The 25441-nt window shown below is 73.3% G+C and carries 22 protein-coding genes; 12 read left to right on the forward strand and 10 right to left on the reverse strand.

What is annotated here, in order from left to right; genetic code table 11:
• The first annotated feature begins 1 nt into the window (after window position 1).
• Together murC and msrB are read left to right on the forward strand one after the other, a co-directional pair.
• Complete coding sequence (gene murC, locus ACIQU6_RS22370; RefSeq protein WP_403483412.1) at window positions 2-1402, forward strand: UDP-N-acetylmuramate--L-alanine ligase; 1401 nt, start codon at window positions 2-4, stop codon at window positions 1400-1402.
• Window positions 1403-1417: 15 nt separating this feature from the next.
• Complete coding sequence (gene msrB / locus ACIQU6_RS22375; protein WP_403483413.1) at window positions 1418-1825, forward strand: peptide-methionine (R)-S-oxide reductase MsrB; 408 nt, start codon at window positions 1418-1420, stop codon at window positions 1823-1825.
• A 168-nt stretch (window positions 1826-1993) separates the two neighbouring features.
• Here the strand turns inward: msrB and hutG are convergent, their stop codons facing one another.
• Together hutG and hutU are read right to left on the reverse strand one after the other, a co-directional pair.
• A complete protein-coding gene (gene hutG / locus ACIQU6_RS22380) occupies window positions 1994-2965 on the reverse strand; it encodes a formimidoylglutamase (protein WP_403483414.1) in 972 nt (323 codons plus the stop codon).
• A gap of 54 nt (window positions 2966-3019) precedes the next feature.
• Window positions 3020-4690 carry a urocanate hydratase gene (gene hutU, locus ACIQU6_RS22385; RefSeq protein ID WP_403483415.1) on the reverse strand — a complete coding sequence of 557 codons (1671 nt, stop codon included), beginning with the start codon at window positions 4688-4690 and terminating at the stop codon, window positions 3020-3022.
• Between the two features lie 237 nt (window positions 4691-4927).
• Between hutU and hutC the strand changes: the two genes are divergently transcribed.
• Window positions 4928-5695, forward strand: coding sequence for a histidine utilization repressor (hutC, locus tag ACIQU6_RS22390; RefSeq protein ID WP_403483416.1), 768 nt, complete (start codon window positions 4928-4930; stop codon window positions 5693-5695).
• Here hutC and ACIQU6_RS22395 read toward each other — a convergent pair.
• Window positions 5650-6510 carry an IclR family transcriptional regulator gene (locus tag ACIQU6_RS22395; protein ID WP_403483417.1) on the reverse strand — a complete coding sequence of 287 codons (861 nt, stop codon included), beginning with the start codon at window positions 6508-6510 and terminating at the stop codon, window positions 5650-5652. The genes hutC and ACIQU6_RS22395 overlap by 46 nt on opposite strands.
• A gap of 162 nt (window positions 6511-6672) precedes the next feature.
• Here ACIQU6_RS22395 and ACIQU6_RS22400 point away from each other — a divergent pair, with 162 nt between their 5' ends.
• Window positions 6673-8103, forward strand: a complete 1431-nt coding sequence (locus tag ACIQU6_RS22400; protein WP_403483418.1) for an amino acid permease — start codon at window positions 6673-6675, stop codon at window positions 8101-8103.
• A gap of 115 nt (window positions 8104-8218) precedes the next feature.
• On the forward strand, window positions 8219-9751 hold the full coding sequence (gene hutH, locus ACIQU6_RS22405) for a histidine ammonia-lyase (RefSeq protein WP_403483419.1): 1533 nt from the start codon (window positions 8219-8221) through the stop codon (window positions 9749-9751).
• 46 nt (window positions 9752-9797) lie between these two features.
• Here the strand turns inward: hutH and ACIQU6_RS22410 are convergent, their stop codons facing one another.
• Window positions 9798-10625, reverse strand: coding sequence for an IclR family transcriptional regulator (locus tag ACIQU6_RS22410; protein WP_403483420.1), 828 nt, complete (start codon window positions 10623-10625; stop codon window positions 9798-9800).
• 122 nt (window positions 10626-10747) lie between these two features.
• Between ACIQU6_RS22410 and hutI the strand changes: the two genes are divergently transcribed.
• Complete coding sequence (gene hutI / locus ACIQU6_RS22415) at window positions 10748-11953, forward strand: imidazolonepropionase (protein WP_403483421.1); 1206 nt, start codon at window positions 10748-10750, stop codon at window positions 11951-11953.
• A gap of 138 nt (window positions 11954-12091) precedes the next feature.
• Here the strand turns inward: hutI and ACIQU6_RS22420 are convergent, their stop codons facing one another.
• Window positions 12092-13024 (reverse strand): ScbA/BarX family gamma-butyrolactone biosynthesis protein, encoded by a 933-nt coding sequence (locus ACIQU6_RS22420; RefSeq protein WP_403483422.1) that lies wholly within the window; start codon window positions 13022-13024, stop codon window positions 12092-12094.
• Between the two features lie 128 nt (window positions 13025-13152).
• Here ACIQU6_RS22420 and ACIQU6_RS22425 point away from each other — a divergent pair, with 128 nt between their 5' ends.
• The 3 genes from ACIQU6_RS22425 (at window position 13153) to ACIQU6_RS22435 (ending at window position 16163) form a co-directional block, all read left to right on the forward strand.
• On the forward strand, window positions 13153-13788 hold the full coding sequence (locus ACIQU6_RS22425; protein ID WP_403483423.1) for a ScbR family autoregulator-binding transcription factor: 636 nt from the start codon (window positions 13153-13155) through the stop codon (window positions 13786-13788).
• 561 nt (window positions 13789-14349) lie between these two features.
• Window positions 14350-15312 (forward strand): aminotransferase class IV, encoded by a 963-nt coding sequence (locus tag ACIQU6_RS22430; protein WP_403483424.1) that lies wholly within the window; start codon window positions 14350-14352, stop codon window positions 15310-15312.
• A gap of 200 nt (window positions 15313-15512) precedes the next feature.
• A complete protein-coding gene (locus ACIQU6_RS22435) occupies window positions 15513-16163 on the forward strand; it encodes a TetR family transcriptional regulator (protein ID WP_403483425.1) in 651 nt (216 codons plus the stop codon).
• Between the two features lie 152 nt (window positions 16164-16315).
• Here the strand turns inward: ACIQU6_RS22435 and ACIQU6_RS22440 are convergent, their stop codons facing one another.
• From ACIQU6_RS22440 to ACIQU6_RS22455, 4 genes are all read right to left on the reverse strand, one after another.
• Complete coding sequence (locus ACIQU6_RS22440) at window positions 16316-16894, reverse strand: hypothetical protein (protein ID WP_403483426.1); 579 nt, start codon at window positions 16892-16894, stop codon at window positions 16316-16318.
• Between the two features lie 172 nt (window positions 16895-17066).
• Window positions 17067-17735, reverse strand: a complete 669-nt coding sequence (locus ACIQU6_RS22445; RefSeq protein WP_403483427.1) for a 4'-phosphopantetheinyl transferase — start codon at window positions 17733-17735, stop codon at window positions 17067-17069.
• A complete protein-coding gene (locus ACIQU6_RS22450; protein WP_403483428.1) occupies window positions 17732-18649 on the reverse strand; it encodes a metallophosphoesterase family protein in 918 nt (305 codons plus the stop codon). Before ACIQU6_RS22450 ends, ACIQU6_RS22445 begins: the two co-directional genes overlap by 4 nt.
• Window positions 18650-18773: 124 nt before the next feature.
• Window positions 18774-20366 (reverse strand): PucR family transcriptional regulator, encoded by a 1593-nt coding sequence (locus tag ACIQU6_RS22455; RefSeq protein ID WP_403483429.1) that lies wholly within the window; start codon window positions 20364-20366, stop codon window positions 18774-18776.
• A gap of 164 nt (window positions 20367-20530) precedes the next feature.
• On the opposite strand from ACIQU6_RS22455, the gene ACIQU6_RS22460 reads away from it, so the two are divergent.
• Both ACIQU6_RS22460 and ACIQU6_RS22465 read left to right on the forward strand, forming a co-directional pair.
• Window positions 20531-22075: a purine-cytosine permease family protein gene (locus ACIQU6_RS22460; protein WP_403483430.1), complete on the forward strand. Its 1545-nt coding sequence runs from the start codon at window positions 20531-20533 to the stop codon at window positions 22073-22075.
• A 154-nt stretch (window positions 22076-22229) separates the two neighbouring features.
• Window positions 22230-22763 carry a type 1 glutamine amidotransferase domain-containing protein gene (locus ACIQU6_RS22465; RefSeq protein WP_403483451.1) on the forward strand — a complete coding sequence of 178 codons (534 nt, stop codon included), beginning with the start codon at window positions 22230-22232 and terminating at the stop codon, window positions 22761-22763.
• Here ACIQU6_RS22465 and treZ read toward each other — a convergent pair.
• Window positions 22696-24627: a malto-oligosyltrehalose trehalohydrolase gene (gene treZ, locus ACIQU6_RS22470; RefSeq protein WP_403483431.1), complete on the reverse strand. Its 1932-nt coding sequence runs from the start codon at window positions 24625-24627 to the stop codon at window positions 22696-22698. The genes ACIQU6_RS22465 and treZ overlap by 68 nt on opposite strands.
• 157 nt (window positions 24628-24784) lie before the next feature.
• Here treZ and ACIQU6_RS22475 point away from each other — a divergent pair, with 157 nt between their 5' ends.
• Window positions 24785-25339, forward strand: a complete 555-nt coding sequence (locus ACIQU6_RS22475) for an FHA domain-containing protein (RefSeq protein ID WP_403483432.1) — start codon at window positions 24785-24787, stop codon at window positions 25337-25339.
• The last annotated feature ends 102 nt before the right edge of the window (window positions 25340-25441 follow it).

Genomic DNA, 25441 nt, shown 5'->3' on the forward strand with positions numbered 1-25441 from the left:
CATGGCACCCGCCATCCCAGCCTCGATGGAACGGCCGCACTTCATCGGCATCGGCGGCGCCGGCATGTCGGGCATCGCCAAGATCCTCGCGCAGCGCGGCGCCGCGGTGGCGGGCAGCGACGCCAAGGACTCCGCAACGGCCCAGGCCCTGCGTACCCTCGGCGCCACGGTCCACATCGGCCACGCCGCCGAGCACCTGGCGGCCGACGCCACCAGCGTCGTGGTCTCCTCCGCGATCCGCGACGACAACCCGGAGCTGACCGCCGCCCGCGAGCGCGGCCTCCCCGTCGTCCACCGCTCCGACGCCCTCGCCGCCCTCATGGACGGCCTGCGCCCCATCGCCGTCGCCGGCACCCACGGCAAGACCACCACCACGTCCATGCTCGCCGTCTCCCTCGGCGCCCTGGGCCTCAAGCCGTCCTACGCCATCGGCGGCGACCTGGACGCCCCCGGTTCCAACGCCGAGCACGGCACCGGCCGGATCTTCGTCGCCGAGGCCGACGAGAGCGACCGCAGCTTCCACAAGTACGCCCCCGAGGTCGCCATCGTCCTCAACGTCGAGCTGGACCACCACGCCAACTACGCCTCGATGGACGAGATCTACGAGTCCTTCGAGACCTTCGTGGACCGCGTCCGCCCCGGCGGCACCCTGGTCATCTCCGCCGACCACCCCGGCGCCCGCGAGCTGACCGGCCGGCTCGGCCGCGACGACATCGAGGTCGTCACCTACGGCGAGGCCAAGGACGCCGACGTCCGGATCCTCCAGATCACCCCGCACGGCCTGGCCAGCGACGTCACGGTCACCCTCACCAGCGGCAAGATCCTCACCTTCACCGTCTCCGTCCCCGGCCGGCACTACGCCCACAACGCCGTCGCCGCCCTGGCCGCCGGCGTCGCCCTGGACCTCCCGCCGCACCAACTCGCCGACGCCCTCGGCAAGTACACCGGCGTCAAGCGCCGCCTCCAACTCAAGGGCGAGGCCGCCGGCGTCCAGGTCATCGACTCCTACGCGCACCACCCCACCGAGATGTCCGCCGACCTGGAGGCGATCCGCAGCGCCACCGAGGAGACCGGCGGCCGCATCCTGGTGGTCTTCCAGCCGCACCTGTACTCCCGCACCCAGGAGCTCGGCGCCGAGATGGGCCAGGCCCTCGCCCTCGCCGACGCCTCCGTCGTCCTGGACATCTACCCGGCCCGCGAGGACCCGATCCCGGGCGTCACCAGCGCCCTGATCACCGACGCCGCCCGGGACGCCGGCGCCCAGGTGACTCCCGAGGCCGACAAGGGCGCGATCCCGGAGCTGATCGCCGGAATGAGCCGCCCCGGTGACCTTGTTCTCACCATGGGCGCGGGCGATGTGACCGACCTCGGCCCCGCCATCCTGTCCCGCCTGGGCGCATGAGCTGAGGAGCCCCGCATGACGTACGAGATCGACAAGCCCGACGAGCAGTGGCGCGCCGAGCTGACCCCGGCCGAGTACCAGGTCCTCCGCCAGGGCGGCACCGAGCCCGCCTTCGTCGGCGAGTACACCGACACCAAGACCACCGGCGTCTACTCCTGCCGCGCCTGCGGCGCCGAGCTCTTCCGCTCGGACACCAAGTTCGAGAGCCACTGCGGCTGGCCGTCCTTCTACGACCCCAAGGACGGCGCCGCCGTCGAGCTGTTGGAGGACCGCAGCCACGGCATGGTCCGCACCGAGGTGCGCTGCGCCCGGTGCGGTTCGCACCTCGGCCACGTCTTCGAGGGCGAGGGCTACCCGACGCCGACGGACCAGCGGTACTGCATCAACTCGATCTCGCTGCGACTGGCCCCGGGCGAGGGCTGAGCCGCCCCCTCCGCCGCCAACGGGCGTGCGGAGCGGGCGAGTTGGACGCACGCGGGAGCGGGCACGGCCGTGGTGGCCGTGCCCGCTCCCGTTGTTGCCGTCGACATCGCGTCGGGTTCGTCGCCGATCGTCCCCGTTGCGCCTGTTTGTCCCCGCGAAGGGGGAGGGTCAGGCGTCGCTCCCCGGGGTCCCCACGCGGGGGGTGGTGAGGATGCGGTGGACGAGGCGGGCGCCGGCGCGGGCGGTGCGGTTGTCGATGTCGAGGTCCGGGTTGAGCTCGGCGACGTCGACGACGGCCAGCTTCCCGCTCGCCGCGACCCGGGCGCAGACGTGCTCGACGATCTCCATCGGGACGCCGTAGGCGGCCGGGGCGCTGACGCCGGGGGCCGCCGCGGCGGGCAGCACGTCGAGGTCGATGGAGAGGTGGACCACCTCGCAGCTCGTCAGGAACGCGTCGACGAAGAGGTCGACGCCGCCGAGGTGCAGCGGGCCGCACTCGGTGTCCGGGAGGTGGCGGACGCCCAGCTTGTCGGCGGTGTGGAACAGCCGTTGGGTGTTGCTGGGTTGGCTCACGCCGAGGACCGCGTAGTTCAGCCGCCGGCCCCGCCGCTCCTCCGCCCGCGCCATCTGCAGGAACGGCGTGCCGGAGCTGGGCCGGTCGTCGTCGCGCAGGTCGAAGTGGGCGTCGAGGTTGAGCACCCCGAGCCGGGCCCCGTCGCGCAGGGCGCGGCTGTCGGCCAGCCCGAGGTAACTGCCGTAGGCGACCTCGTGGCCGCCGCCGAGCACCACCACGGGTCGCCGCCGGTCCAGGAGCGCGGTGACGGCCGCGCCGAGGCGCCGCTGGCCGGCCTCCAGATCGCCGTCGGCGACGGCGATGTCGCCGGCGTCGAACGCCCGCAGCGGTGCGGGCAGCGCCATGGAGGCCAGGGCGGCGCGCAGGGCCGCCGGGCCGCCGGCCGCGCCCTGCCGTCCCTGGTTGCGCCGCACGCCCTCGTCGCTGCGGAAGCCGACGAACGCGGCGTCCCAGTCGGCCCGTTCGGCGTCGCGGGCGACGGCGTGGTGCCAGCGCAGGGTGTCCTCGCCGGGTCCGTCGTCCCGGCCCGTCCACGGCGCGGACGGTGCGTCCACGGGAACCGTCATCGCTGCGTGCCCTTCCCTCGGTTGCGGTCGGTTCGGTTCATCGCTCGACCGCGTTCACTCGGACTCGTTCATCGGCACCCGCACGCCGCGCTCGCGGGCCACGTCGGCGGCGTGCTCGTAGCCGGCGTCGACGTGCCGGATGACGCCCATGCCGGGGTCGTTGGTCAGCACCCGCGCCAGCTTCTGGGCGGCGAGTTCGGTGCCGTCGGCGATGCACACCTGGCCGGCGTGGATCGAGCGGCCCATGCCGACGCCGCCGCCGTGGTGCAGGGAGACCCAGGAGGCACCGGAGGAGGTGTTGACCAGGGCGTTGAGCAGCGGCCAGTCGGCGATGGCGTCGGAGCCGTCCTTCATCGCCTCGGTCTCGCGGTAGGGGGAGGCGACGGAGCCGGAGTCGAGGTGGTCGCGGCCGATGGCGACCGGGGCGGAGAGTTCGCCGTTGGCGACCATCTCGTTGAACCTCAGGCCGGCGCGGTGCCGTTCGCCGTAGCCGAGCCAGCAGATGCGCGCGGGCAGCCCCTCGAACTCCACGCGCTCGCCGGCCATCTTCAGCCAGCGGTGCAGGTGCTCGTTCTCCGGGAACAGCTCCATGATCGCCCTGTCGGTGGCCTCGATGTCCTTCGGGTCACCGGACAGCGCCGCCCAGCGGAACGGGCCGAGGCCCTCCTCGAACAGCGGCCGGATGTGCGCCGGGACGAAGCCGGGGAAGTCGAAGGCCCGCCCGTAACCGGCCTTGCGGGCCTCGTCGCGGATGGAGTTGCCGTAGTCGAAGACCTCGGCGCCGGCGTCCAGGAAGCCGACCATGGCCTCGACGTGCTGGGCCATGGCGGCGCGGGACCGCTCGGTGAAGCCCTCCGGGTCCTTGGCGGCCAGCTCGTGCCACTCCTCGACGGAGACGCCGACCGGGAGGTAGGCGAGCGGGTCGTGGGCCGAGGTCTGGTCGGTGACGATGTCGATCGGCGCGCCGCGGCGCAGCAGTTCGGGGAAGACCTCGGCGGCGTTGCCGGTCACGCCGATGGACAGCGGGCGGCGCGCGTCGCGGGCCTCGACGGCGAGTTGCAGCGCGTGGTCGAGGTCGTCGGCGGCGACGTCGAGGTAGCGGTGGGCGATCCGGCGCTCGATGCGGGTCGGGTCGCAGTCGACGCAGAGCGCGACGCCGTCGTTCATGGTGACGGCGAGCGGCTGGGCGCCGCCCATGCCGCCGAGGCCGGCGGTGAGGGTGATGGTCCCGGCCAGGCTGCCGCCGAACTTCTTGCGGGCCACCGCGCCGAAGGTCTCGTAGGTGCCCTGGAGGATGCCCTGGCTGCCGATGTAGATCCACGAACCGGCCGTCATCTGGCCGTACATGATCAGGCCGCGGGCCTCCAGGGAGCGGAACTCCTCCCAACTGGCCCAGTCACCCACCAGGTTGGAGTTGGCGATCAGCACCCGCGGGGCCCACTCGTTGGTCCGCATCACGCCGACCGGCTTGCCGGACTGCACCAGCAGCGTCTCGTCGTCCTCCAGCGTCCGCAGGGTGCGGACGATGGCGTCGAAGGCGGGCCAGTTGCGGGCGGCCTTGCCGGTGCCGCCGTAGACGACCAGTTCCTCCGGGTGCTCGGCGACCTCGGGGTCGAGGTTGTTCATGAGCATCCGCAGGGCCCCTTCCTGCTGCCAGCCGCGGCAGGTCAACTCGGTGCCGCGGGGGGCCCGAACGGTTCGGGCCTGCGGAGAGACGCTGGTCATGGTGCCTCCTGGAGGGGGTGGGTGGATGCCGCGCCGTGCGCCGGGCGGCGGCCCGGCGCACGGCGTCCCGCCGGTGAGGGCCGGCGGTGCGGCGTGCGTCCCATGACAGGCGGTCGGAACCGCCGGTGCCAGCAGCCGAGTTGCGGATTCTCGGATCCGAGAACGGACTTGGCACTCACATAGAATCGCCAGGGCGCAACCGCAGCACCGGTCCGAGCCGGTGGGAGGGGGGACGTCTTGACCACGGAGATCACGGATCTCGCACGGCTCTTCCAGGAGCGCGCCTCCGGTGCCGTGCCGGCGTATCGGCGGGTGAAGGACCTGGTGTCCGAGCAGATCGCCGGCGGCCGGTGGCGGGAGGGCGACGCGCTGCCGTCGGAGAGCCAGTTCGTGGCGTCGTTGGGGCTGTCCCGGATGACGGTCAACCGCGCGCTGCGCGAGCTGGCGGCGGAGGGGCTGATCCGCCGCGTGATGGGCGTGGGCAGTTTCGTGGCGGTGGCCAAGGGCAGTTCGTGCCTGGTCGAGGTGCACAACATCGCCGAGGAGGTGCGGCGGCGCGGCCACCGCTACGAGGCCCGGGTGCTGGCGCTGGGGGAGGAGCCGGCCGGGGCCAAGACGGCCGCGGAGATCGGGGTCGTCGAGGGGCGGCCGGTCTTCCGCTCCCGCATCGTGCACAGCGAGAACGGCGCGGTGATCCAGATAGAGGACCGCTACGTCAACCCGGCCTTCGCACCTGGGTATTTGGCGCAGGACTTCACCGTGCGCACCCCGTTCACCTTCCTCTCCGAGGTCGCGCCCCTGGACCGGGGCGAGCACATCGTGGAGGCGGTCCTGCCGTCGCCGGAGGAGTCCGCGCTGCTGGGCGTCGACGGCGCGGAGCCGTGCCTGTTGATCCACCGCCGGACGTGGTCGCGGGGCGCGCCGGTGAGCGTGGCGCGGCTGCTGCACCCTGGGTCGCGCTACCGCCTGGAGGGCGCCTTCGAGGCGGGGAACCCGCCGGGCTGACCGGTGGCCGGGGTGACCGGCGGGTGGCCGGAGACGGCCGAGGTCAGCCGGGCCGCGCCGTCCCACAGGGCGTTCCGCACGGCGTCCGGCTCGTGTGTGCTGCGGTGGGTGTGCCAGGTGCTGCTGAGCGCGGCGACCGGCCGCCCGTGGTGGTCGAAGGCGGCGACGCCCAGGGAGCGGAAGCCCTTGGAGACCAGCTCGGACTCCTCGGACCAGCCGCGCTCCCGGTCCCGGGCGAGCAGGGCCAGCAGCTCGGCCAGGGACCGCGGGCCTCTGCCGGTGCGCGTGATGAGGTCGCCGGGCCTGGGGAAGAGGGCCCGTACCTGCGCCTCGGTGGAGTGTGCGAGGATGGCGCGCCCGTTGGCGGTGAGATGTGCCGGCAGTCGGACGCCGATGTCGGTCACCAGAGCGGCCTCGACGTCGCCGGACCGTCCGCTGCGCGGGCGCTCCTTGAGGAGGTAGACCGACTCGGCGCCGTGCAGGATGCCGAGGTGTACGGTCTGGCCGAGGTTTCCGGCGAGGCCGCGCAGGATGGGTCGCGCCAGCCGCTCCAGGGGTTCGTGCCGCAGATAGGCGGAGCCGATCTCGAAGGCGGCGACGCCCAGGCCGTACGCCTGCTCCTTCGGGAGGTAGGTGACGAAGCCGCGCTCGGCCAGGACCGTGAGGATGTGGTACGCCGACGAGCGGGGGATGCCGAGGTCACGGGCGAGGGCTGCGGTCTTCACCGGTCCGGAGCGGCCCGCGAGGTGCACCAGGATGTCCAGGGCGCGACCGACTGCGGGGGACGTGCTCGACGTCGATCTCCGTTCATTCACCGGTTCACCTCTTGACAATGCCTGTCTATACAGGAATATACAGGGTGCTTTCGCGGTGCACGGCAACCCCCATTCCGGGGTCCTCGTTCCATCACCCGGCTCGCCGGCATCTCCGTGAACACCCCGGCACCCCACCACCACTGGTCCCAAGGGAGGACGCAGTTGGCAACTGAAAAGGCGACGCTGAGCAGAGGGCTCCGTCCGCGGCACATCCGCTTCATCGCATTGGGCTCCGCGATCGGCACCGGTCTCTTCTACGGTTCGTCAGAATCCATCAGGGCGGCCGGACCGGCCGTACTCCTCGCCTATCTGATCGGGGGCGCGGCCGTCTTCCTGGTCCTGCGCTCGCTCGGCGAGATGGCCGTCCGGTCGCCGAGCGCCGGCTCGTTCGGCGAGTACGCGACCAGACACCTCGGCCCGCTCGCGGGCTTCACCACCGGCTGGACCTATGCCTTCGAGATGGTCATCGTCTGCCTCGCGGACATCACCGCCCTCGGCGTCTACATGGGCTTCTGGTTCCCCGATGTGCCGCGCTGGACATGGCTGTTGGCCGCCATCCTCATCATCGGCGCGATCAACCTCTTCAGCGTGAAGGCGTTCGGCGAGCTTGAGTTCTGGCTCTCCCTGGTGAAGATCGTCGCCATCGTGGCGATGATCATCGGTGGTGCCGCGATCCTGTTCTTCGGGCTCAGCCACGGTGGTGGGCACCACGTCAGCGTCGCCAACCTCTGGAGCAACGGCGGCTTCTTCCCGCACGGCGTCCACGGCTTCATCCTCTCCTTCGCCGTGGTGATGTTCGCCTTCGGCGGTACCGAGGTCATCGGCGTCACCGCCGGCGAGGCGGAGAACCCGGAGAAGACGATCCCGAGCGCCGTGAACTCCATTCCGATCCGGGTGGTGCTCTTCTACGTCCTCACCCTCGCCGTGCTGATGTCGCTCAACCCCTGGCAGGAGGTCGGCACTTCCGGCAGCCCGTTCGTGCAGATCTTCGCGAGCCTGGGCATCAAGTCCGCGGCGACCCTGCTCAACGTCGTGGTCATCGTCGCCGCGCTGTCCGCGATCAACAGCGACATCTTCGCCGCCGGCCGGATGATGTACGGCATGGCCCAGCGCGGCCAGGCACCCGCCGCCATGCGACGGCTCTCCCGCAACGGCGTGCCGTGGCTGACCGTCGTGATCATGATCGTGGCCCTGCTGGTCGGGGTGGTGCTGAACTACCTCATGCCCGAGAAGATCTTCCTGGTCATCGCCTCGATAGCGACCTTCGCCACCGTCTGGGTGTGGCTGATGATCCTGCTCAGCCAGCTCGGCGCGCGCCGGAAGATGTCGTCCGAGGAGGTCGCCGCGCTGCGCTACCCGGTGCCGTTGTGGCCGGGGGCCCAGATCGCCGCCACCGTCTTCATGGTCGGCGTGATGGTCCTGCTCGCCTTCTCCGGTGACACCCGCATCGCCCTCGTCGTCGGCGCGGCCTGGCTCGCTCTGCTCGGCGGGGTGTACGCGCTGTGGGTGCGGCCACGGCTGGCCGTCGCCGAACCGCCGGGCGCGCAGGCGCCGGAGGCGGTCGCGGAGACGGTCCCGGCCGGCCGGGGATAGCCCCGCGCCACTGCCTGTGTCCGGGATCCCAGACGGGACGACCTGTCTGGGATCCCGGACACATGTCGTTCCAGGGCTCTCGTACACCCGCTCTGACATGCGGCTTCATGGGCTCATGACTGTTGTTGACATCGGCCCGCTGACTGCCGAAGACGTCGTCTCCGTCGCCCGCCACGACGCCGCGGTGGAGCTCTCCCAGGACGCCCTGAAGGAGATCGCGCGCAGCCGCGAGGTCATCGAGGGCCTCGCCGACGATGTGGTCCCGCACTACGGCGTCTCCACCGGATTCGGCGCCCTCGCCACCCGCCACATCCCGCACGCCCTGCGTGCCCAGCTCCAGCGCAGCCTGGTCCGCTCGCACGCCGCCGGCTCGGGCGAGGAGGTGGAGCGCGAGGTCGTCCGCGCGCTCCTCCTGCTCCGGCTCTCCACCCTCGCCACCGGTCGCACCGGCGTCCGCACCGAGACCGCGCAGACCTATGCCGCGCTGCTCAACGCCGGTATCACCCCCGTTGTTCACGAGTACGGCTCGCTCGGTTGTTCCGGCGACCTCGCACCGCTGGCGCACTGCGCGCTGGCCGTCATGGGCGAGGGCGAGGTGCGGGACGCCAAGGGCGAGCGCAAGCCGGCCGCCGAGGCGCTGGCCGAGGCCGGCATCACCCCCGTCGTGCTCCAGGAGAAGGAGGGCCTGGCCCTCATCAACGGCACCGACGGCATGCTCGGCATGCTCGTCCTGGCCGCCCACGACCTGCGGAAGCTGCTGCGCACCGCCGACCTCGCGGCCGCCATGAGCGTCGAGGGCCAGCTCGGCACCGACGCGGTCTTCGCCGCCGACCTCCAGGCCCTGCGCCCGCACCCGGGCCAGGCCGACAGCGCCGCCAACCTGCGTGCGCTGATGAAGGATTCGGGGATCGTCGCCAGCCACCGCGGCCCCGACTGCCCCCGCGTGCAGGACGCCTATTCGCTGCGTTGCTCGCCCCAGGTGCACGGCGCGGCGCGGGACACGCTGGGCCACGCCGAGACGGTCGCGGGCCGCGAGCTGGCGGCGGCCGTCGACAACCCCGTGGTCACGCCGGACGGCCGGGTGGAGTCCAACGGCAACTTCCACGGGGCGCCGGTCGCCTGCGTGTTGGACTTCCTCGCGGTCTCCGTCGCCGATGTGGCCTCGATCTCCGAGCGGCGCACCGACCGCTTCCTGGACGCGGCCCGCAACCACGGCCTGAACCCGTTCCTCGCCGACGACCCCGGCGTGGACTCCGGCCACATGATCGCGCAGTACACCCAGGCGGCGATCGTCTCCGAGCTCAAGCGGCTGGCCGCGCCCGCCTCCGTCGACTCCATCCCCTCCAGCGCCATGCAGGAGGACCACGTCTCGATGGGCTGGGCCGCCGCGCGCAAGCTGCGCCGCGCCGTGGACGGGCTCACCCGGGTCCTCGCCATCGAGCTCTACACCGCCGCCCGCGCACTCGACCTGCGCGCGCCGCTGACGCCGGCCCCGGCCACCGCGGCCGTGCGCGACGGCCTGCGCAAGACCGTCCAAGGGCCGGGCCCGGACCGCTGGTTGGCGCCCGAGATCGAGGCGTCCGTCCAGTACGTGGCGCGCGGCGAGGCGCTGGCCGTGGCCGAGGCGGTGGTCGGCGCGCTGCGCTAGCCGACCGGTTCCGTCGCGGTGGCTCTCCTCCCCGCCGCGACGGAGCTCAGGGACGCCGGTCGCCGACCTGCCGGCGACCGGCCTCGGGCGGCCCGCCGGCCGCCGCGCCCGGATCGACGACCCCGCCCACCCGACGGGTCAACTCGCGCGCCGTCCACGCCACTTGCCCGGCGAGCCGGTGCCGCTCCTCCGCGCCGACGTCCACGGTGGGGAACGTCACCGCCACGCCCGCGATCGGATGGGCGCGGTGGTCGAGGACGGCGGCGGCGAGCGACGAGAAGCCGTGGGTCACCTCGCCCTCCTCCGTCGCATGGCCGCGCCGCCGCACCTCGACCAGCAGCTCGTGCAGCGCGGACAGCGAGCCCGGCCCGGTCTCGTTGCGGGTGACGAACGCCGAGGGGTCGGGGAAGAGCGCGCGCACCTGCGCCCGGGACAGCCGCGCCAGCACCGCCCGCCCGCTGGCGGTGAGTTGGGCCGGCAGCCGGACCCCGACGTCGCTGACCAGCGGCGCCCGGCCCGGCGCGCGCTCCTCGATGACGTAGAGCACCTCGCGGCCGTGCAACACCGCGAGGTGCGCGTTGTACCCGGTGCGGTCGACGAGTTGGGCCAGCGGCAGTCGCGCCAGCCGCTCGAAGGGGGCCTGCCGGCTGTAGCCCGAGGCGAGCTCGAAGGCGCTGACGCCCAGCCCGTAGCGCCGCTCCTCCGGCAGGTGGACCACGAAGTCCTGCCGGGCGAGGGTGTCGAGCAGGTGGTACGTGGTGGACCGGGGCAGCCCGATGTCGCGACTGATCGCGGCGGCCGGTACCGGCCCGGCCTGGCGGGCAAGGTACCGCAAAATAGAAAGAACCTGGTCGGCGGCGGGCACAGTGGACATGGGACGAGCGTAAGGAGTGCGACCGGCTCGGCACAGGCGCCGCGACGGTACGTCTCGGATGCCAGACAGTACGCCGCCACGCCCGGTAGTCCGACCGCCCCGACCTGCGGCTACATGGTGGCATGGCACCAGCGCACCCCACCACGACCACCCTCGTCACCCACATCGGCAACCTCGTGACGAACGACCTCGCCCTCGGCGCCGGCCCCTTGGGTCAACTCCGCGACGCCGCCCTCCTCATGGAGGGCGCGAAGATCGCCTGGGTGGGGCCCGCCCGCCACGCGCCGGCCGCCGACCACGTCTACGACGCCGGCGGCCGGGCCGTCGTCCCCGGCTTCGTCGACTCCCACAACCACCTGGTCTTCGCCGGCGACCGCACCGAGGAGTTCAACGCCCGGATGTCCGGCCGCTCGTACACCGCCGGCGGCATCCGCACCACCGTCGCCGCCACCCGCGCGGCCAGCGACGAGGAGTTGGGCGCCAACCTCGCGCGCCACGTGACCGAGGCGCTCCGCCAGGGCACCACCACCCTGGAGGCCAAGTCCGGCTACGGCCTCACTCCCGACCAGGAGGCCCGCGCCCTGCGGATCGCCGGCCAGTACACCGACGAGGTCACGTTCCTGGGCGCGCACATCGTCGCGCCCGAATATGCCGACGACCCGGCGGGCTACGTCGACCTGGTCACCGGGCCGATGCTCGACGCCTGCGCCCCGCACGCCCGTTGGATCGACGTCTTCTGCGAGAAGGGCGCCTTCGACGGCGACCAGGCCCGGGCGATCCTCGCCGCCGGCCGGGACGCCGGCCTGCTGCCCCGGGTGCACGCCAACCAGCTCTCCCACGGCCCCGGCGTGCAACTCGCCGTCGAGTTCGCGGCGGCCTCCGCCGACCACTGCACGCACCTCACCGACGCCGACGTCGACGCCCTCGCGCACAGCGACACCGTCGCCACCCTGCTGCCGGGCTGCGAGTTCTCCACCCGCGCGCCCTACCCCGACGCCCGTCGCCTGCTGGACGCGGGCGCCACCGTGGCGCTGTCCACCGACTGCAACCCCGGCTCGTCCTTCACCAGTTCCATGGCGTTCTGCATCGCCATCGCCGTGCGCGAGATGGGCATGACGCCCGACGACGCCCTCTGGTCGGCCACTGCCGGCGGGGCCCGCGCGCTGCGCCGCACCGACGTCGGCCGCCTCGCGCCCGGCGCCCGCGCCGACCTCGTCGTGCTGGACGCCCCGTCGCACGTGCACCTCGCCTACCGGCCGGGTGTGCCCCTGGTGTCGGCCGTGTGGCGGGCCGGCCAGCGGGCGGGCACGGGGCGCATGACGCCCTGACCACCGGGCGGTTGCGACCGCGGCGCGTAGCGGGGCTCGCCCGAGGGGCGACACCGCGCGAGATGACGCACCGTCATATACGGGTGAGGGGGCTGCCGATGGTGGCCCCCTCACCCCGTTTCCGGGCGCTCGGCCCCCTCAGAGCCGGGCCACCATGTGCGTGGTGAAGGTGACTTGGCCGTTCTGCGTGCCGGTGATGTCGCTGCTGACGAGGCCGGGCTCCGGCCGCTCCAGCGGCGTCGCCTCGATCCAGCAGGGCGCATCCAGTTCGGTGTAGCGCGTGAAGTGCGTGCGCAGCGTCACCGGATTGGTGCGCTCGGGCCCCGCGAGGTACTGCACGGCCTGGCTGGCGGCCTCCAGCAGCACCATGCCGGGCAGGTGGTCGTGGGCGTGGTCGAAGAGTACGGAGTGCCCGGTGTCCACCCGTAGTTGCCAGCGCCGCGGCTGGCCCGTCGGGCAGAGCACCACGTCGCGTTCGGCGGTGCGGCCCACCTGTCCGGGCGGCACCGGTGTGCCGGGCGGCGGGGCGAGCGAGGTGGCGGTCTTGGCATCGGCGTGCCGACCGCGCAACCGGTCGTAGAGGGCGGGCGGGTGGCAGGTGTAACGCAGGTGTGCGGTGCCTAACAGCTCCCCCTCGCGGACCGCGCTGATCTCCGCCTCCAGGCGCACCGGACCGGACCTGCGGCGGGTGGTGGGCAGGGTGTGCGTGATGGTCAGCTCGACGGCGGCCCCGCTGTCCTCCGGCCGGATGCCGAGCATCGCCGGGGTGATGGTGCACGAGCAGTAGTCCCAGCCCAACCGGTACTCCAGCGGCACCTCGTAGGCCGCGTTGGAGAGCAGGGCGAGCGCCTGACGGATGGTCTCGATCAGCAGCAGGGGGCTGTAGCGGTCGACGTGCGAGGCGTAGAAGTCGTGCCGCTGCGGCCAGTGCGCGGTGACGCGGTGAGTGGTGCCGGAGACCGGGCGCCAGTCGGTGATCAGGACCTCGTCGTCGAGGTGCTTGCGGACCAGGCGGCCCGGTACCGGGGCCGACCCGGGGACCGCCGGGACGGCGGCTAGGGGGGCGGGCATACGACTTCTCCTCACGCTGGTGATCGTCGTGTGCGGCAACTGGTGTGACTGGGGATGGAGTTGAACCAGCCACCTGCCGTAACATAGAGAACGTTATTTATTCTGTCGAGAGCGGACCGGAAAACACCATGCCACGACAGCGACAGGACCGTGCCCTCCGGACCCGGGCCGCCATAGTGCGGGCGGCGGCTGAGGTCTTCGCCGAGCAGGGTTATGCGGGTGCGAGTGTCACCAAGATCACCGACCGCGCGGGCCTGACGATGGGGGCGATGTACTTCCATTTCAAGAACAAGGCGGCGCTGGCCCGCGAGATCGTCGTGGGTCAGCCGGACCGGGTGCTGCCTGCGCGCCCCTCTGCCGGCCTCCAACGCGTCGTCGACATCACCCTGACCTGGGCCCATCAGCTCCTGGAGGACCCGGTGTTGCTGGCCGGTGCCCGACTTGTCATGGAGCAGGAGGAGTTTATCGGCTCTGAGCAGAACTCCCACCAGCAGTGGGCGGGGATCTTCGAGCGGGAGCTGGGCCGGGCCCGGGAGCGCGGCGAACTCCTCCCCGGCTGCGACACGGCGGCCACCGCCCGCCTGATAGTCAACGCCTGCACGGGCGCGCAGATGCACGCCCAGATGGCGAGCGGCCACCGCGATCTGCCCGACCGCGTGGTGGAGATGTGGCGTTGTCTGCTGCCGGCGCTGGCCGCGCCGGAGGCGGCGGCCGCGATCGAGCTCGACGTCGAGCGCGGAAAGGTGGCCGGAATCGCCTCGTGACGATCGGCCAGTCACGTTCCGTATAGCGGATATTGACCGGATCGGCGGGATACGAGTACGCCACAGTGGCACACCGCGATTCTGAGACGCGCACCAGTGACTGTCCACACGCGGGGGGATGGCATGACGCCGCCGATTCCGGTATGGGCGACAGGGTTCACGTAGGCCCCCCGGGGAGGGCGCGGCCGTATGCGTGCAACGCCGTGGCCGGGCCCGGACTTTGGAGACACCGGCGGGGGCGTCGGGGCACGCGAGTGTGCGTCCGGTGGCCGGATCGCGGGTCTGCCAAGAGGAAATGAGCGTCCGTCAACGCGCCCTACCCAACCCACATAAAGAGCCCTATCTTTTGTTCTGCGCGTGCCTGAAGGGAGGCGTGTGAGCGGCGGGCACCCAAATCCCCCGCCGCCGCACTGCCGTTGGGTTCCGCTGTGCCCGAGCGCGTGCCGTACCACGCATGCGGTGCGTGCCGTTCCGAACATCCCCGTGACCGCGGGCGACGACCACCGACGACACCACCCGCGCCGTACGCGCGGTCCTTGTGAAAGGAGGCGAGCACCCGAGATGAACCTGGCCACCTCGGTCCACACCCACTGGGACGGCCCCGGAGTCCCGAGCATCGACCCCGGGCGCGGCATCCCCTTCGGCAGCAGCAGCGTCCAGCACGGCACCGCCGTCTTCGAGGGCATCCGCTGCTACGCCACGCCGGAGGGGCCCGCGATCTTCCGCCTCGACGACCACCTGGAGCGGATGCTCGACTCGGCCCGGCTGTTGGGCATCCGCCACGCGTACGACCTGCCCCGGTTACGCCGGTCGACGCTGCGCGCCACGGCCGACAGCGGCTGCGCCGACGGCTATGTACGTCCCGGGCTCTTCGCCGCCGACCCGGTGGTGAGCATCGGCCTGACCACCGTGCCGTTCACCCTGGGCGTGGAGGTCTGGCCGGTGACCACGCCGCCGCCCGAGCCGCCCGCCATACCGGGCGTCCGGCTGACCGTCTCGCCGTGGCGCCGCCCCTCGCCGCAGTCCTTCCCGCGGCGCGCCAAGGCCGTCGGCACCTACGTCACCTCGGCGCTGGCCAAGACCGCGGCGCAGGCCGCCGGCTTCGACGACGCGCTCCAACTCGACTGCGACACCGGCCGGGTGGCGGAGGCCACCACCGCCAACGTCTTCCTCGTCACCGGGGGCCGGCTGAGCACCCCGTGGCTCACCGACAACCTGCTCGCCGGCATCACCCGCGACTCCGTGCTGACCCTCGCCCGCGACCTGGGGCTGGAGGTGACGGAGGGACCGGTGGAGGTCGCGGAGGTGCACGCGGCGCAGGAGGTCTTCCTGACCGGCACCGCCGGCGAGTTGCTGCCGGTCGCCTCGCTGGACGGCCGGCCGTTCGCGGCGGAGCGCCCGGTGTTCGACGCGATCGCGACGGCCTTCCGGGCGACGGTGACGGGCCGTGCCGGGCACCCGGAGTGGCGGACGCCGGTACCGCGGTCCGAGCCGGAACCCGCGGCGGGCCCGGCCACGCCCTGAGGCCGACCGCCGAACCGACCGAACTCCCCGCGGCCAGGCCGGGGGACCCGAAGAACGGCACCACCGAACGTACGCGCCTGCACCGACCCGGCGGTCGAGCGGCGTCCGGAGCGTCGGGGTCGCGCCCCGCACACCGCTCCGTGCGCCGCTCGCGGCGCCCCGGCACCGGCGGGCCGGCAGCCGAGCAAGAAAGGCACGCGGTGACCCAGCAACGAGCCGCACGGACGCGGCGACGCGTCCTGGAGGCGGGCGCGGCGGAGTTCGCCCGCCGGGGCTATGCCGCCACCACCCTCACCCACATCGCACACGCGGCGGGGGTGACGATGGGGTCGATCACCTTCCACTTCGCCTCGAAGCGCGAACTGGCCGACGCCGTCCGCGAACTGGGCCACCAGGCCACCCGCGAGGCCGTGGCGCTCGGCGTCGAGCGTGCGGCCGGCCCGCTCCAGGCGGTCATCGACCTCACCCACCTCCTGGTGCGGCTGCTCGGCGAGGACGACCTCGTGCGCGCGGCGAGCCGGTTGGGCGGCGAGGACGGGGGCCGGGACGGCTGGTACGGGACGTGGCTGCCGGAGTTGCACGCGGCGAGCACCCGGGCCGACGAGGACGGTGCGCTGCGGGCGGAGGCGGACCCGGCAACGGTGACCGCGCTGGCGGTCGGCCTCGTCGCCGCGGCGGAGACCGCCGCCCTCCAGGCGGCCTGCGCCCACACCGGCACCACGGACGCGGCACAACTCGCCCGCGCCTGGCGGACGTTGCTGCACGCCGTAGCCTCCCCGGAGGCCGCCCGGGGTCTCAGCCCCACCGGTCCCGAGAGCCCCGAGTACCCCAAGGACCCTGAGAACCCGTAGGGTCCGGCGACCCCGAGGGGTCGGCCACATGTCGGCGGGCGCGGTGCTCGGCGGCGAGGCGCAACGCCGGATCCGGAGCGTCCGCCGCACGCCCAGGAGCCCGGCGCCGATCGGGCCCCGCTCGCCGCGCTGACGCTCCCCGCCGGTGCCCCTCACCACCGCCCGTCGCCCCAACGCGGGCCGTCCTTCGCCCAGGCTCGTTCCCACTGGACGGCGCGCCGGCGTCGTAGCCATGCCCGGAGGCCCCAGACGGCGCCGGCCACCGCGGCGCACCAGGCGACCGCCGCCAACGCGCCGACCATTGTGGCCGCGACGGCGCCACCGGCCGGGTCGAGCGGCTCATGGGCGAGCCGCCCGGTGCCGTCCAGCCACACCGTGATCCCCGAGCCCGCCTTGCGCCCCGCCTCGACCTGGGTGGTGCCCCGGTGGGTGGAGCGCTGCGCGTCGTGCCAACGGATGGCGGCGCGCACGGTGTTGTCGCCCCCGTTGCCGGCGAAGGCGCCCGGCGACCGTTCGGGCGCGTCGTCCACGAGGAAGGCGGTGGCGGGGTAACGCTCCCGGCGCTGCTGCCGGAAGGCGTCCTGCGCCGCCAGCCCCGAGCCGACCCCCACCGCGGGTCCGCCGACGACCACCAGTGCCGAGGCGACGAGCAGGGCGGCCGCCTCCAGGACGTCCGACGGCCGCCTGAGCGGATTCCTCCGCCAGCGCCACAGCGTCTTCCCCGGCTTCATGCACACGCCTCCCCGCACCCGCCCGGCCGCCCCGCACCGCGGAGCGGCCGGCACCGCCCTTGACCCGTCCGAAAGGGACTTTAGTGACGAGCCGTTGGCTCACCCAGCGGCCAACACGGTGGTGATGGCGGGAAGTTGCGTGGTTGACGGGGCGGCGGCGAGGGCCGGCCCGCTACCGACGCTCCGGCGTGACCGTCACCGCCGTCATGACCAGGCCCGAGCCGATCAGCCAGCGACCGTTGAAGGTGTCGAGGCGGTGGCCGTCCACCACGGGTCCGGGGACGAGGAGTTGGGCGGTGAAGGTGGCGTCGGTCGGGTCGAGGGTGAGGCGGGCCTCCTCGAAGCCGAGCCAGCGGCCGGTGAGCGGGTACCAGGCTTTGTAGACGCTCTCCTTGGCGCTGAAGATCAGGCGCTCCCAGCAGATCTCCGGCTGGTGCGCGGCGAGTTGGGCGAGCTGGGCGCGCTCCTCGGGGAGCGTCACCAGGGACAGGACGCCGGGGTCGTCCAGAGGGGCGTGCGGTTCGGCGTCCACGCCCAGGGAGCGCAGGTCCGTCGCCCGGGCCACCGCGGCGCCGCGGTAGCCGGCGCAGTGGGTCATGGTGCCGACGATGCCGTCCGGCCAGCGCGGGGCCCGGCCCGGCCCGGGCAGCACCGGTGCCGGGGCGATGCCGAACGTGGCCAGGGCCCGGCGGGCGCAGTTGCGGACCGTGCCGAACTCCCGCTGCCGCTTGTCCACCGCCCCGGCCACCAGCGCGAACTCCTCCGGGAACATCTCCTCGACCGGGTCGTCGGTGAAGGACTCGGCGGTCGATATGGGGGTGGGGAGCAGTTTCTCGATCACGCGGGGACTCCGGTCGTCGCGACGGGCAGGATCTGGACCGGGCGGCCGGGGGAGCCGGCGCGGCGCCGCCATTCGCGAGGGTAACCGAGCGACACCTCCTGGTGCGGCACTCCGTCCCACATGATCAGCCGGGGGATGTGCAGGTGGCCGTAGACCACGGTGGCGGCCCGGAAGCGGCGCGGCCAGTCGGCGGTGGCCTCCGTGCCGCACCACAGGGCGAACTCCGGGTACCACAGGGGACGGGTGGGCTCGCGGACCAGCGGCCAGTGGTTGATCAGGATCGTCGGCAGGTCCTCCGGGAGCGCGGCGAGCCGGGCCTCGGTCTCCTCGACCCGGGCCCGGCACCACGCCTCGCGGGACGGGTACGGGTCGGGGTGGAGGAAGTACTCGTCGGTGCAGACGATCCCGGCCTTCTCCGCGATCTGGAGCGCCTCCTCCTTGGAGCGCGCGCCCGGCATGCGGAAGGAGTAGTCGTAGAGCACGAAGAGCGGCGCGATGGCGACCGGGCCGCCGGTGCCCTCCCAGACGGGGAAGGGGTCCTCGGGGGTGAGCACCCCCAACTCCCGGCAGATCTCCACCAGATGCTCGTAACGGGCCACGCCGCGCAGCTGGACCGGATCCTTGGTCGGGGTCCACAGCTCGTGGTTGCCGGGCACCCACACGACCTTGGCGAACCGGCTGCTCAGCAGGGAGAGGGCCCAGTGGATGTCCTCGACGTACTCCCCGACGTCCCCGGCGACCAGCAGCCAGTCGTCGTCGGACTGCGGGCGCAGTCGCTCGACGATCTCGCGGTTCTCGTCGTACCGGACGTGCAGATCGCTGACGGCCACCAAGCGGCCCTCGCGGGACGCGGGGGCCGGCGCGGCGGTGGCGTGGTCGGCGCCTGGGGCGAAGGTGCGGATCTCGTAGGTCACCTCAGCAGTAAAGACGGTGACGTGGAGAGAAGTGAAGCGCCTCCTGGGATCCAGGGGGTGTGCCGTGGGGGAGCCCCCTACGGGACGGCCGGTGGGAGGGGGCTCCCCGGGCCGTCGACGGCGGTCATCGCGGGCCGGGGGAGGGGGCGCCGCCGCGCCGGATGCGGGTGGCCAGCCACAGGTCGAAGCGGTCGTCGGGGTCGTCGAGGCGGCGCCCGGTGAGGTCCATCGCCTTGTCCAGGCGGTTGCGCACGGTGTGCCGGTGGACGCCGAGCCGGCGACTGGTGGCGTCCCAGGCGCCGCCGGTCTCCAACCAGGCGGCGAGGGTGGCGATCAACTCCTCGCCGTTGTCGGACAGGTCCAACGGGCCGAGCACGCTGTCGGCGTAGCCGTGCAGGGTGCGCCGGTCGCCGAGCTCCAGCAGCAGCCGGGCGGCCTCGCTCTGCCGGGCCTCCGCGGGCGCCCCTGCGGTCCGGCTGACGGCCAGCAGCCCGGTCGCCTGCCGCAGCGAGACCCGCACCGTCTCCGGCGCGGTGGCCGGGCCGATGCCCGCCGGGCAGCGCGGCGCGAACCGGCCGAGCACCGCGTGGATGTCCAACTCCTCGCCGACCACCGCCTCGATCACCGGCACCGGCGCGGAACCCGGCCCACCGGTCACCCGCACCAGCCCGCCCGGCATCGCCAGCGCCAGATCCGCCGCCATCTCCTGCGCCGCGGCCTCCGACAGCCCGGCCGCCGAGGGCGCACCGCCCGGCCCCCGCGGGCCCGTCGCCGGCGCGGCCTCCACCACCACCGCCCGCACCCGCTCCGCGGACAGCCCCACCGACGCCAGCATGTCCCGGGCCCGCTCGGCCGCCAGGTCCTCGCCCGCCAGCAGCTCCGAGAGCAGCGCCGACCGTCGCCGGCGCTCCGGCTCGTCGCGCAGATGGCGCCGCTCCAACTCCAGCGAGAGCAGCGAGATCAGTCCGGGCACGACGGACCGCGCGGCGTCGTCGGGCCGCCCGGTGAGCAGCAGCAGACCGCGCAGCCGGCGGGCGCCCAGCGGCTGCACCTCCAACTGCCGCCCGCCGGCGGTACTGCTCGCGCTGCCCCGCAGCCCCCGCGCGGCGACCCGCTCGATCAGGTCGTGCGCCTGCTCCAGGGGTGCGAGCGGCTCCGGTTCGGCGGACGCCAACTGCCGCCCCAGGGGGTCGAGGACCGTGGCGCCGACCCCGGTGGCCGCCGTCCACTCCGCCAGCATCGGCTGGAGCCCGTCGCTGGTCGCCGCGGCGGCGGTCAGCCGCCGTTGGGCGGCGAACGCCCGGTGCAGCACCTCCCGCTGCTCGGCGGCCCGGGCGTCGAAGACCGCCTTGGTGACCGCGATGAACGGCACCTCGTCCGGCACCGTCAGCAGCGGCAGCCCCGCCTCCCGCGCCGCCGTGACCAGCGGCTCCGGCGCCTGTTGGTACGGCAGCCCCTGCCCCAGCCCGAGCGCCAGACAGGCCGCGCCGCCCTCGGCGGCGTCCCGCACGTACGCCCGGCAGGCGGCCGGCTCCATCGGCAGCAGCAGCCCGATGGTCATCAGCAGCTCGCCGCCCTGCAACCACTTGCCCGGGACCAGCAGGTCCGAGACGGTCGCCGCCTCGATGGTCCGGGACAGCAGCTCCGGCGGGACGTCGTAGGTCAGCGACAGATGGAGACCGGGCTGTGCCAGCAGATCCGAGATACGCAGGGGCATAGACATAGTGTCCACCACATATCTATTGAATGGACGATCGGGCGATCGAGTCCTGGCGGCGGGGGGCCTAGTTTCACACCACCGCGGAATCCGCCCTCCGTTTTCCCCCGTGGTGGCCCGCGGCCCCTCCCCGTATATCCCGTTGCCAGGCCCGAGGAGTAACCATGGATCCCACGGCACCCATGGAAGACACGAGCGAGGGGCGAGGCTCCCGCATGATCGAGGTCCGCTCCATCGACTACGTCCCCGTCCGCGAACGGCACGGGAAGGTGTGGCACCAGGGGCCCTTCTGGTTCACCGGCAACTTCGTGCTGACCACGATGGTCACCGGTTTCCTCGGCCCGGCCCTCGGCCTGAGCCTGCCGCTCTCCGTGGCGGCCGTCATCCTCGGCGCCTGTTTCGGCACCTTCTTCATGGCCTTCCACGCCAACCAGGGCCCCCGGATGGGGCTGCCGCAGATGATCCAGTCGCGGGCCCAGTTCGGCATCCGCGGCGCGATCGTCCCGTTCGCCGCCGTGGTCTTCGTCTACGTCGGCTTCAACGTGTTCAACGTCGTCCTGGCCGCCCAGGGCCTGCGCACCGTCTTCCCCGGCGGCACCACCCTCTGGTACGTGCTGATCATCGGCGTCGCGATCGTGCTCGCCGTCGTCGGCCACGACCTGCTGCACCTGGTGCAGCGCTGGCTCACCTACCTGCTGATCGTCGTCTTCGGCGTGCTGACCGTCGGCGCCCTGATCCACCTCGACCCGCACTCCGCGGCCGCCGGCCACGCCGGGCACGGTTCCTGGACGTCCTTCCTGGTGGTCTTCTCCGCCGCGGCCGGCTACCAGATCAGCTATGCCGTCTACGTCTCGGACTACTCCCGCTACCTGCCTCGCGACGTCCCCGCCCGCAAGGTCATCTGGTGGACCTACGCCGGCGCCGCCGGCTCCGCGGCCTGGCTGATGTCGCTGGGCGCCCTGCTCGCCTCGGCGCTGCCGCACCCGGACGCGATCAGCGGCATCCGCCAGGTCGGCAACGCGATCCTGCCCGGCTTCGGCACCTTCGTCGTCGTCGTCTCCTCGGTCGCCCTGATCGGCATCATGGCCGTCAACGCGTACGGTGCGATGCTCACCACCACCAGTGCCGTCGACGCCTTCCGGAAGGTCAAGCCGACCGTCCGGATCCGGGTCGCCGGCATCGTGGCCATCGGCCTGATCGTCTTCACCGTGGCGATGCTGCTCCCGGAGAACTACCTGGAGAGCTTCAACACCTTCGTGCTGATGATGCTCTACTTCCTGATCCCGTGGACGGCGGTCAACCTGGTGGACTTCTACTGGGTCCGGCGCGGCCACTACGCGGTCACCGCGATCTTCGACCCGTCCGGCATCTACGGCCGCTGGTCCTGGCGCGGCATCGTCGCCTACGTGGCGGGCTTCGTCGCGATGGTCCCGTTCTTCTCCACGTCCTTCTACACCGGCCCGGTCACCGAGGCGCTGGGCGGCGCGGACCTGTCCTTCATCCCCGGCCTCCTGGTCGGCGGCGGCCTGTACTACCTGCTCTGCCGCAACCTCGACTTCGCGGCCGAAGAGGCCGCGATCGCCGAGAGCGAGCGCGAACTGGAGGGCGTGGACGCGGAGATCGCGGAGGGCGCCGACGGCACGGACGGAACGGACGGAACGGAGGGAACGGAGGGCACGGCGACGGCCGCGGCGGCCTCCGGCGCATAGCGCGGCGGCCCGCGACAGAGAGGGACTCGCCCCTTTCATCCCGTTATGGTCGGTCGGTAGGGAGAGATCCCACCGGCCGACCGGCGTTTTCGCCACCGGCCCGGGCCGGCGACGGGACCGACCGCGGGACGAAGGGAAGTGCGGCACCATGCCCATGCAGGCGGCGTTCCTGGTGGCCCCCGAGGGCACCGAGCAGGTCGAGCTGACCCGGCCCTGGCAGGCGGTCACCGCCGCCGGCGGAACCCCGACGCTGATCTCCACCGGGCCCGGCCGGATCCAGGCGTTCCACCACCTGGACAGGGCCGACACCTTCCCCGTCGACGTGACCGTGGACGCCGCCTCCGTCGCGGACTACGACGGCCTGATCCTGCCCGGCGGCGTCGCGAACCCCGATGCGCTCCGCCTCGACCGGCGCGCCGTCGCCCTCGTCGCCGCCTTCTTCGAGACCGGCAAACCGGTCGCGGCCATCTGTCACGCCCCCTGGACCCTGATCGAGGCCGACGTGGTCCGCGGCCGCACCCTCACCTCCTGGCCCAGCCTGCGCACCGACATCCGCAACGCCGGCGGCGAGTGGGTCGACCAACGGGTCGTGGTCTGCACCAAGGCCACCAACACCCTCGTCACCAGCCGCAAGCCCGCCGACCTGGACGCCTTCTGCAGCTCCCTGATCGAGGAGTTCGCGGGGTAGCCGGGGGCGCCCCCAGGGAGCCGGGTGCCGCCCCATGGGCCGACGCCTCGGACCGCGGCTCTTCCACCACCGCCACCGACTCGCCCGGAAGCCGCAACACCCCGTCGCCCTCCGGGAGATGGGGGTGCGGCCACCCCGTCACGGCGCGGAAGCGCGGCGTTCCGGTCGGGGAAGGAGCGGGAAGAGGGGCGAGGGGGATGGTCGCGGTCGTGCCGGGCGGGGCGAGGTGGACGGCCAGGTGGAGGGGGCCGCGGCGGAGGAGGAGCCAGCGGGCGTCCTCGTCGTGGGTGAGGTGGGTGTGGGCCGGGTCGGGGTCGGTCAGGGCCGGGTGGGTGCGGCGCAGGGCGAGCAGGGTGCGGTACCAGGCCAGCAGGGCGGCGTGCGGTTCGGTCGGCGGCTCGGACCAGTCGAGGACGCAGCGGTCACGGGTGGCGGGGTCCTGCGGGTCCGGCCAGTCGGAGCCCAGGAGGGCCCCGGGCACGGCGCCCTCCTGGGCGGCGAACTCGCGGCGCCGGCCGGCCCGTACGGCCTCCGCCAGCTCCGGGTCCGGATGGTCGGTGAAGTACTGCCAGGGGGTGCGGGCGCCCCACTCCTCGCCCATGAAGAGCATCGGGGTGAACGGGGAGCCGAGCACCAGCGCGGCGGCGCAGGCCAGCAGGCCGGGGGAGAGCGTGGTGGTGAGCCGGTCGCCGTGGGCGCGGTTGCCGATCTGGTCGTGGGTCTGGGCGTAGGCGAGCAGCCGGTGCGGCGGCGTCGTCCGCAGGTCCAGGGGGGCGCCGTGGCGGCGGCCGCGGAAGCTGGAGTGGCTGCCGTCGTGGAAGAAGCCGCCGGTGAGGGTCTTGGCAAGGGCGGCGAGCGGGGCGCGGGCGAAGTCGGCGTAGTAGCCGTGGGACTCACCGGTCAGCGCGGTGTGCAGGGCGTGGTGGAAGTCGTCGTTCCACTGGCCGTGCAGGCCCAGGCCGCCGGTCGCCCGCGGCGCGGTGGTGCGCGGGTCGTTGCGGTCGGACTCGGCGATCAGGAAGAGCGGGCGGCGCAGTTGGGCGGCGAGCGCGTCCACGGCGGCGGACAGTTCGGCCAGGAAGTGCTCGGCGCGGTCGTCGTGCAGGGCGTGCACCGCGTCCAACCGGAGCCCGTCGATCCGGTAGTCCCGCAGCCAACTCACCGCGCTCCCCGCGAGATAGGCGCGGACCTCGTCGGAACCGGGGGCGTCGAGATTGACCGCCGCCCCCCAGGGCGTCTGGTGGGCGGCGGTGAAGTACGGGCCGAACTCCGGCAGATGGTTGCCCGACGGGCCGAGGTGGTTGTGCACGACGTCCAGGACCACCCCGAGCCCGTGGCCGTGCGCGGCGTCCACGAACCGCTTCAACCCGTCCGGGCCGCCGTACGGTTCGTGCACCGCCCAGGGCGCGATCCCGTCGTAGCCCCAGCCGTGCCGCCCCGGGAACGGGCACACCGGCATCAGGGAGACGTGGGTGACGCCCAGGTCCGCGAGGTGGCCGAGGCGGTCCGCGGCCGCGTCGAAGGTGCCCTCGGGGGTGTACGTCCCGATGTGCAGCTCGTAGAGGACCGCGCCGGGCAGCGGGCGGCCGGGCCACGGGTGCCGCCAGGCGAAGCGCGCGTGGTCGACGACCGCGCCGGGCCCGCCCGGGCCCTCCGGCAGCCGGGCGGCGCGCGGATCGGGCCGGGGCGGCCCGCCGTCGATCCGGAAGCCGTAGCGGTCGCCCTCCTGGGCAGCCGCCTCCGCGCGCCACCAACCGGGCCGGTCGGGGGCGCGATCCAACGGGACCGGTGGCTGGCCGGACCGGTCGCCGGCCCACTGGAGGGCGACCCGCCCGGCGTTCGGCGCCCATACCTCGAACAGCACGGCTGTCCTCCTTCGTTGCTCCGGCCGGTCGTCTCCCGGCCCGGCGGCCCCGCTGCGGACGACGAAAGCACGCCGCCGCTCCGGACGAAAGGACATGGCGCGGCGGCGCACCGACATCGCCTGGACACCGAGTCACCGCAGGCCGGACAATTGCGCCATGACTTCGCTCCAGTTCCCCGCGCGGCCCTCGGACGCCGACCGGGAACGCGCCCTTGAGCTGCTGCGCGACGGCGCGGCGGAGGGACGGCTGTCCCAGGACACCTTCCTGCGCCGACTGGAACTCGTCCTGAGCGCCCAGCAGCACTCCGAACTCGCGCTGGCCACGGCGGACTTGGAGGACCGCGGCAAGGTGCAGGGGCTGGTGCTGCGGGCGGTCGGCCGGGTGTCGGCGTTCCACCTCCGGGTGCGCCGGGCCTGGCGCACGGAGCGGCTGCCGAAGTTGCTGCTGCCCGAGCCCGGGCCGTTCCCGCTGCGGATCGGGCGGGCGCCGGGCGTCGGCCTGCGGCTCAACCACGAGACGGTCTCCCGCAACCACGCCGAGCTGCGCAGCGAGGGCAACGGCTGGATGCTGCGCGACCTCGGCTCGACCAACGGCACCTGCGTCAACGGCCGTCGACTGGTCGGGGAGATCCAGGTCGGGCCCGGCGACCACATAAGGTTCGGCGAGGTCGACTACGTCCTCACGGAGCGCCGGGGGCTGGGGGAGCGCTGAGCGGCCGGGCGGCCCGGCCTCGACGGTGGCCCGCATGCCGTCCGCCAGCGGACCCGGTCCGCCTGATGCCGCACGAGTACGCCCCCGTCGGTGAGCGCGACG

The organism is Streptomyces sp. NPDC090442 (assembly GCF_044769405.1).
GTDB lineage: Bacteria > Actinomycetota > Actinomycetes > Streptomycetales > Streptomycetaceae > Streptomyces.

What these genes read in the sequence shown, in the direction of transcription:
- murC (WP_403483412.1), top strand. Translation starts at nt 2, where the DNA reads ATGGCACCCGCCATCCCAGCCTCGATGGAACGGCCGCACTTCATCGGC.
- msrB (WP_403483413.1), top strand. Translation starts at nt 1,418, where the DNA reads ATGACGTACGAGATCGACAAGCCCGACGAGCAGTGGCGCGCCGAGCTG.
- hutG (WP_403483414.1), bottom strand. Translation starts at nt 2,965, where the DNA reads ATGACGGTTCCCGTGGACGCACCGTCCGCGCCGTGGACGGGCCGGGAC.
- hutU (WP_403483415.1), bottom strand. Translation starts at nt 4,690, where the DNA reads ATGACCAGCGTCTCTCCGCAGGCCCGAACCGTTCGGGCCCCCCGCGGC.
- hutH (WP_403483419.1), top strand. Translation starts at nt 8,219, where the DNA reads ATGACTGTTGTTGACATCGGCCCGCTGACTGCCGAAGACGTCGTCTCC.
- ACIQU6_RS22410 (WP_403483420.1), bottom strand. Translation starts at nt 10,625, where the DNA reads ATGTCCACTGTGCCCGCCGCCGACCAGGTTCTTTCTATTTTGCGGTAC.
- hutI (WP_403483421.1), top strand. Translation starts at nt 10,748, where the DNA reads ATGGCACCAGCGCACCCCACCACGACCACCCTCGTCACCCACATCGGC.
- ACIQU6_RS22420 (WP_403483422.1), bottom strand. Translation starts at nt 13,024, where the DNA reads ATGCCCGCCCCCCTAGCCGCCGTCCCGGCGGTCCCCGGGTCGGCCCCG.
- ACIQU6_RS22425 (WP_403483423.1), top strand. Translation starts at nt 13,153, where the DNA reads ATGCCACGACAGCGACAGGACCGTGCCCTCCGGACCCGGGCCGCCATA.
- ACIQU6_RS22430 (WP_403483424.1), top strand. Translation starts at nt 14,350, where the DNA reads ATGAACCTGGCCACCTCGGTCCACACCCACTGGGACGGCCCCGGAGTC.
- ACIQU6_RS22440 (WP_403483426.1), bottom strand. Translation starts at nt 16,894, where the DNA reads ATGAAGCCGGGGAAGACGCTGTGGCGCTGGCGGAGGAATCCGCTCAGG.
- ACIQU6_RS22455 (WP_403483429.1), bottom strand. Translation starts at nt 20,366, where the DNA reads ATGCCCCTGCGTATCTCGGATCTGCTGGCACAGCCCGGTCTCCATCTG.
- ACIQU6_RS22460 (WP_403483430.1), top strand. Translation starts at nt 20,531, where the DNA reads ATGGATCCCACGGCACCCATGGAAGACACGAGCGAGGGGCGAGGCTCC.
- ACIQU6_RS22465 (WP_403483451.1), top strand. Translation starts at nt 22,230, where the DNA reads ATGCAGGCGGCGTTCCTGGTGGCCCCCGAGGGCACCGAGCAGGTCGAG.
- ACIQU6_RS22475 (WP_403483432.1), top strand. Translation starts at nt 24,785, where the DNA reads ATGACTTCGCTCCAGTTCCCCGCGCGGCCCTCGGACGCCGACCGGGAA.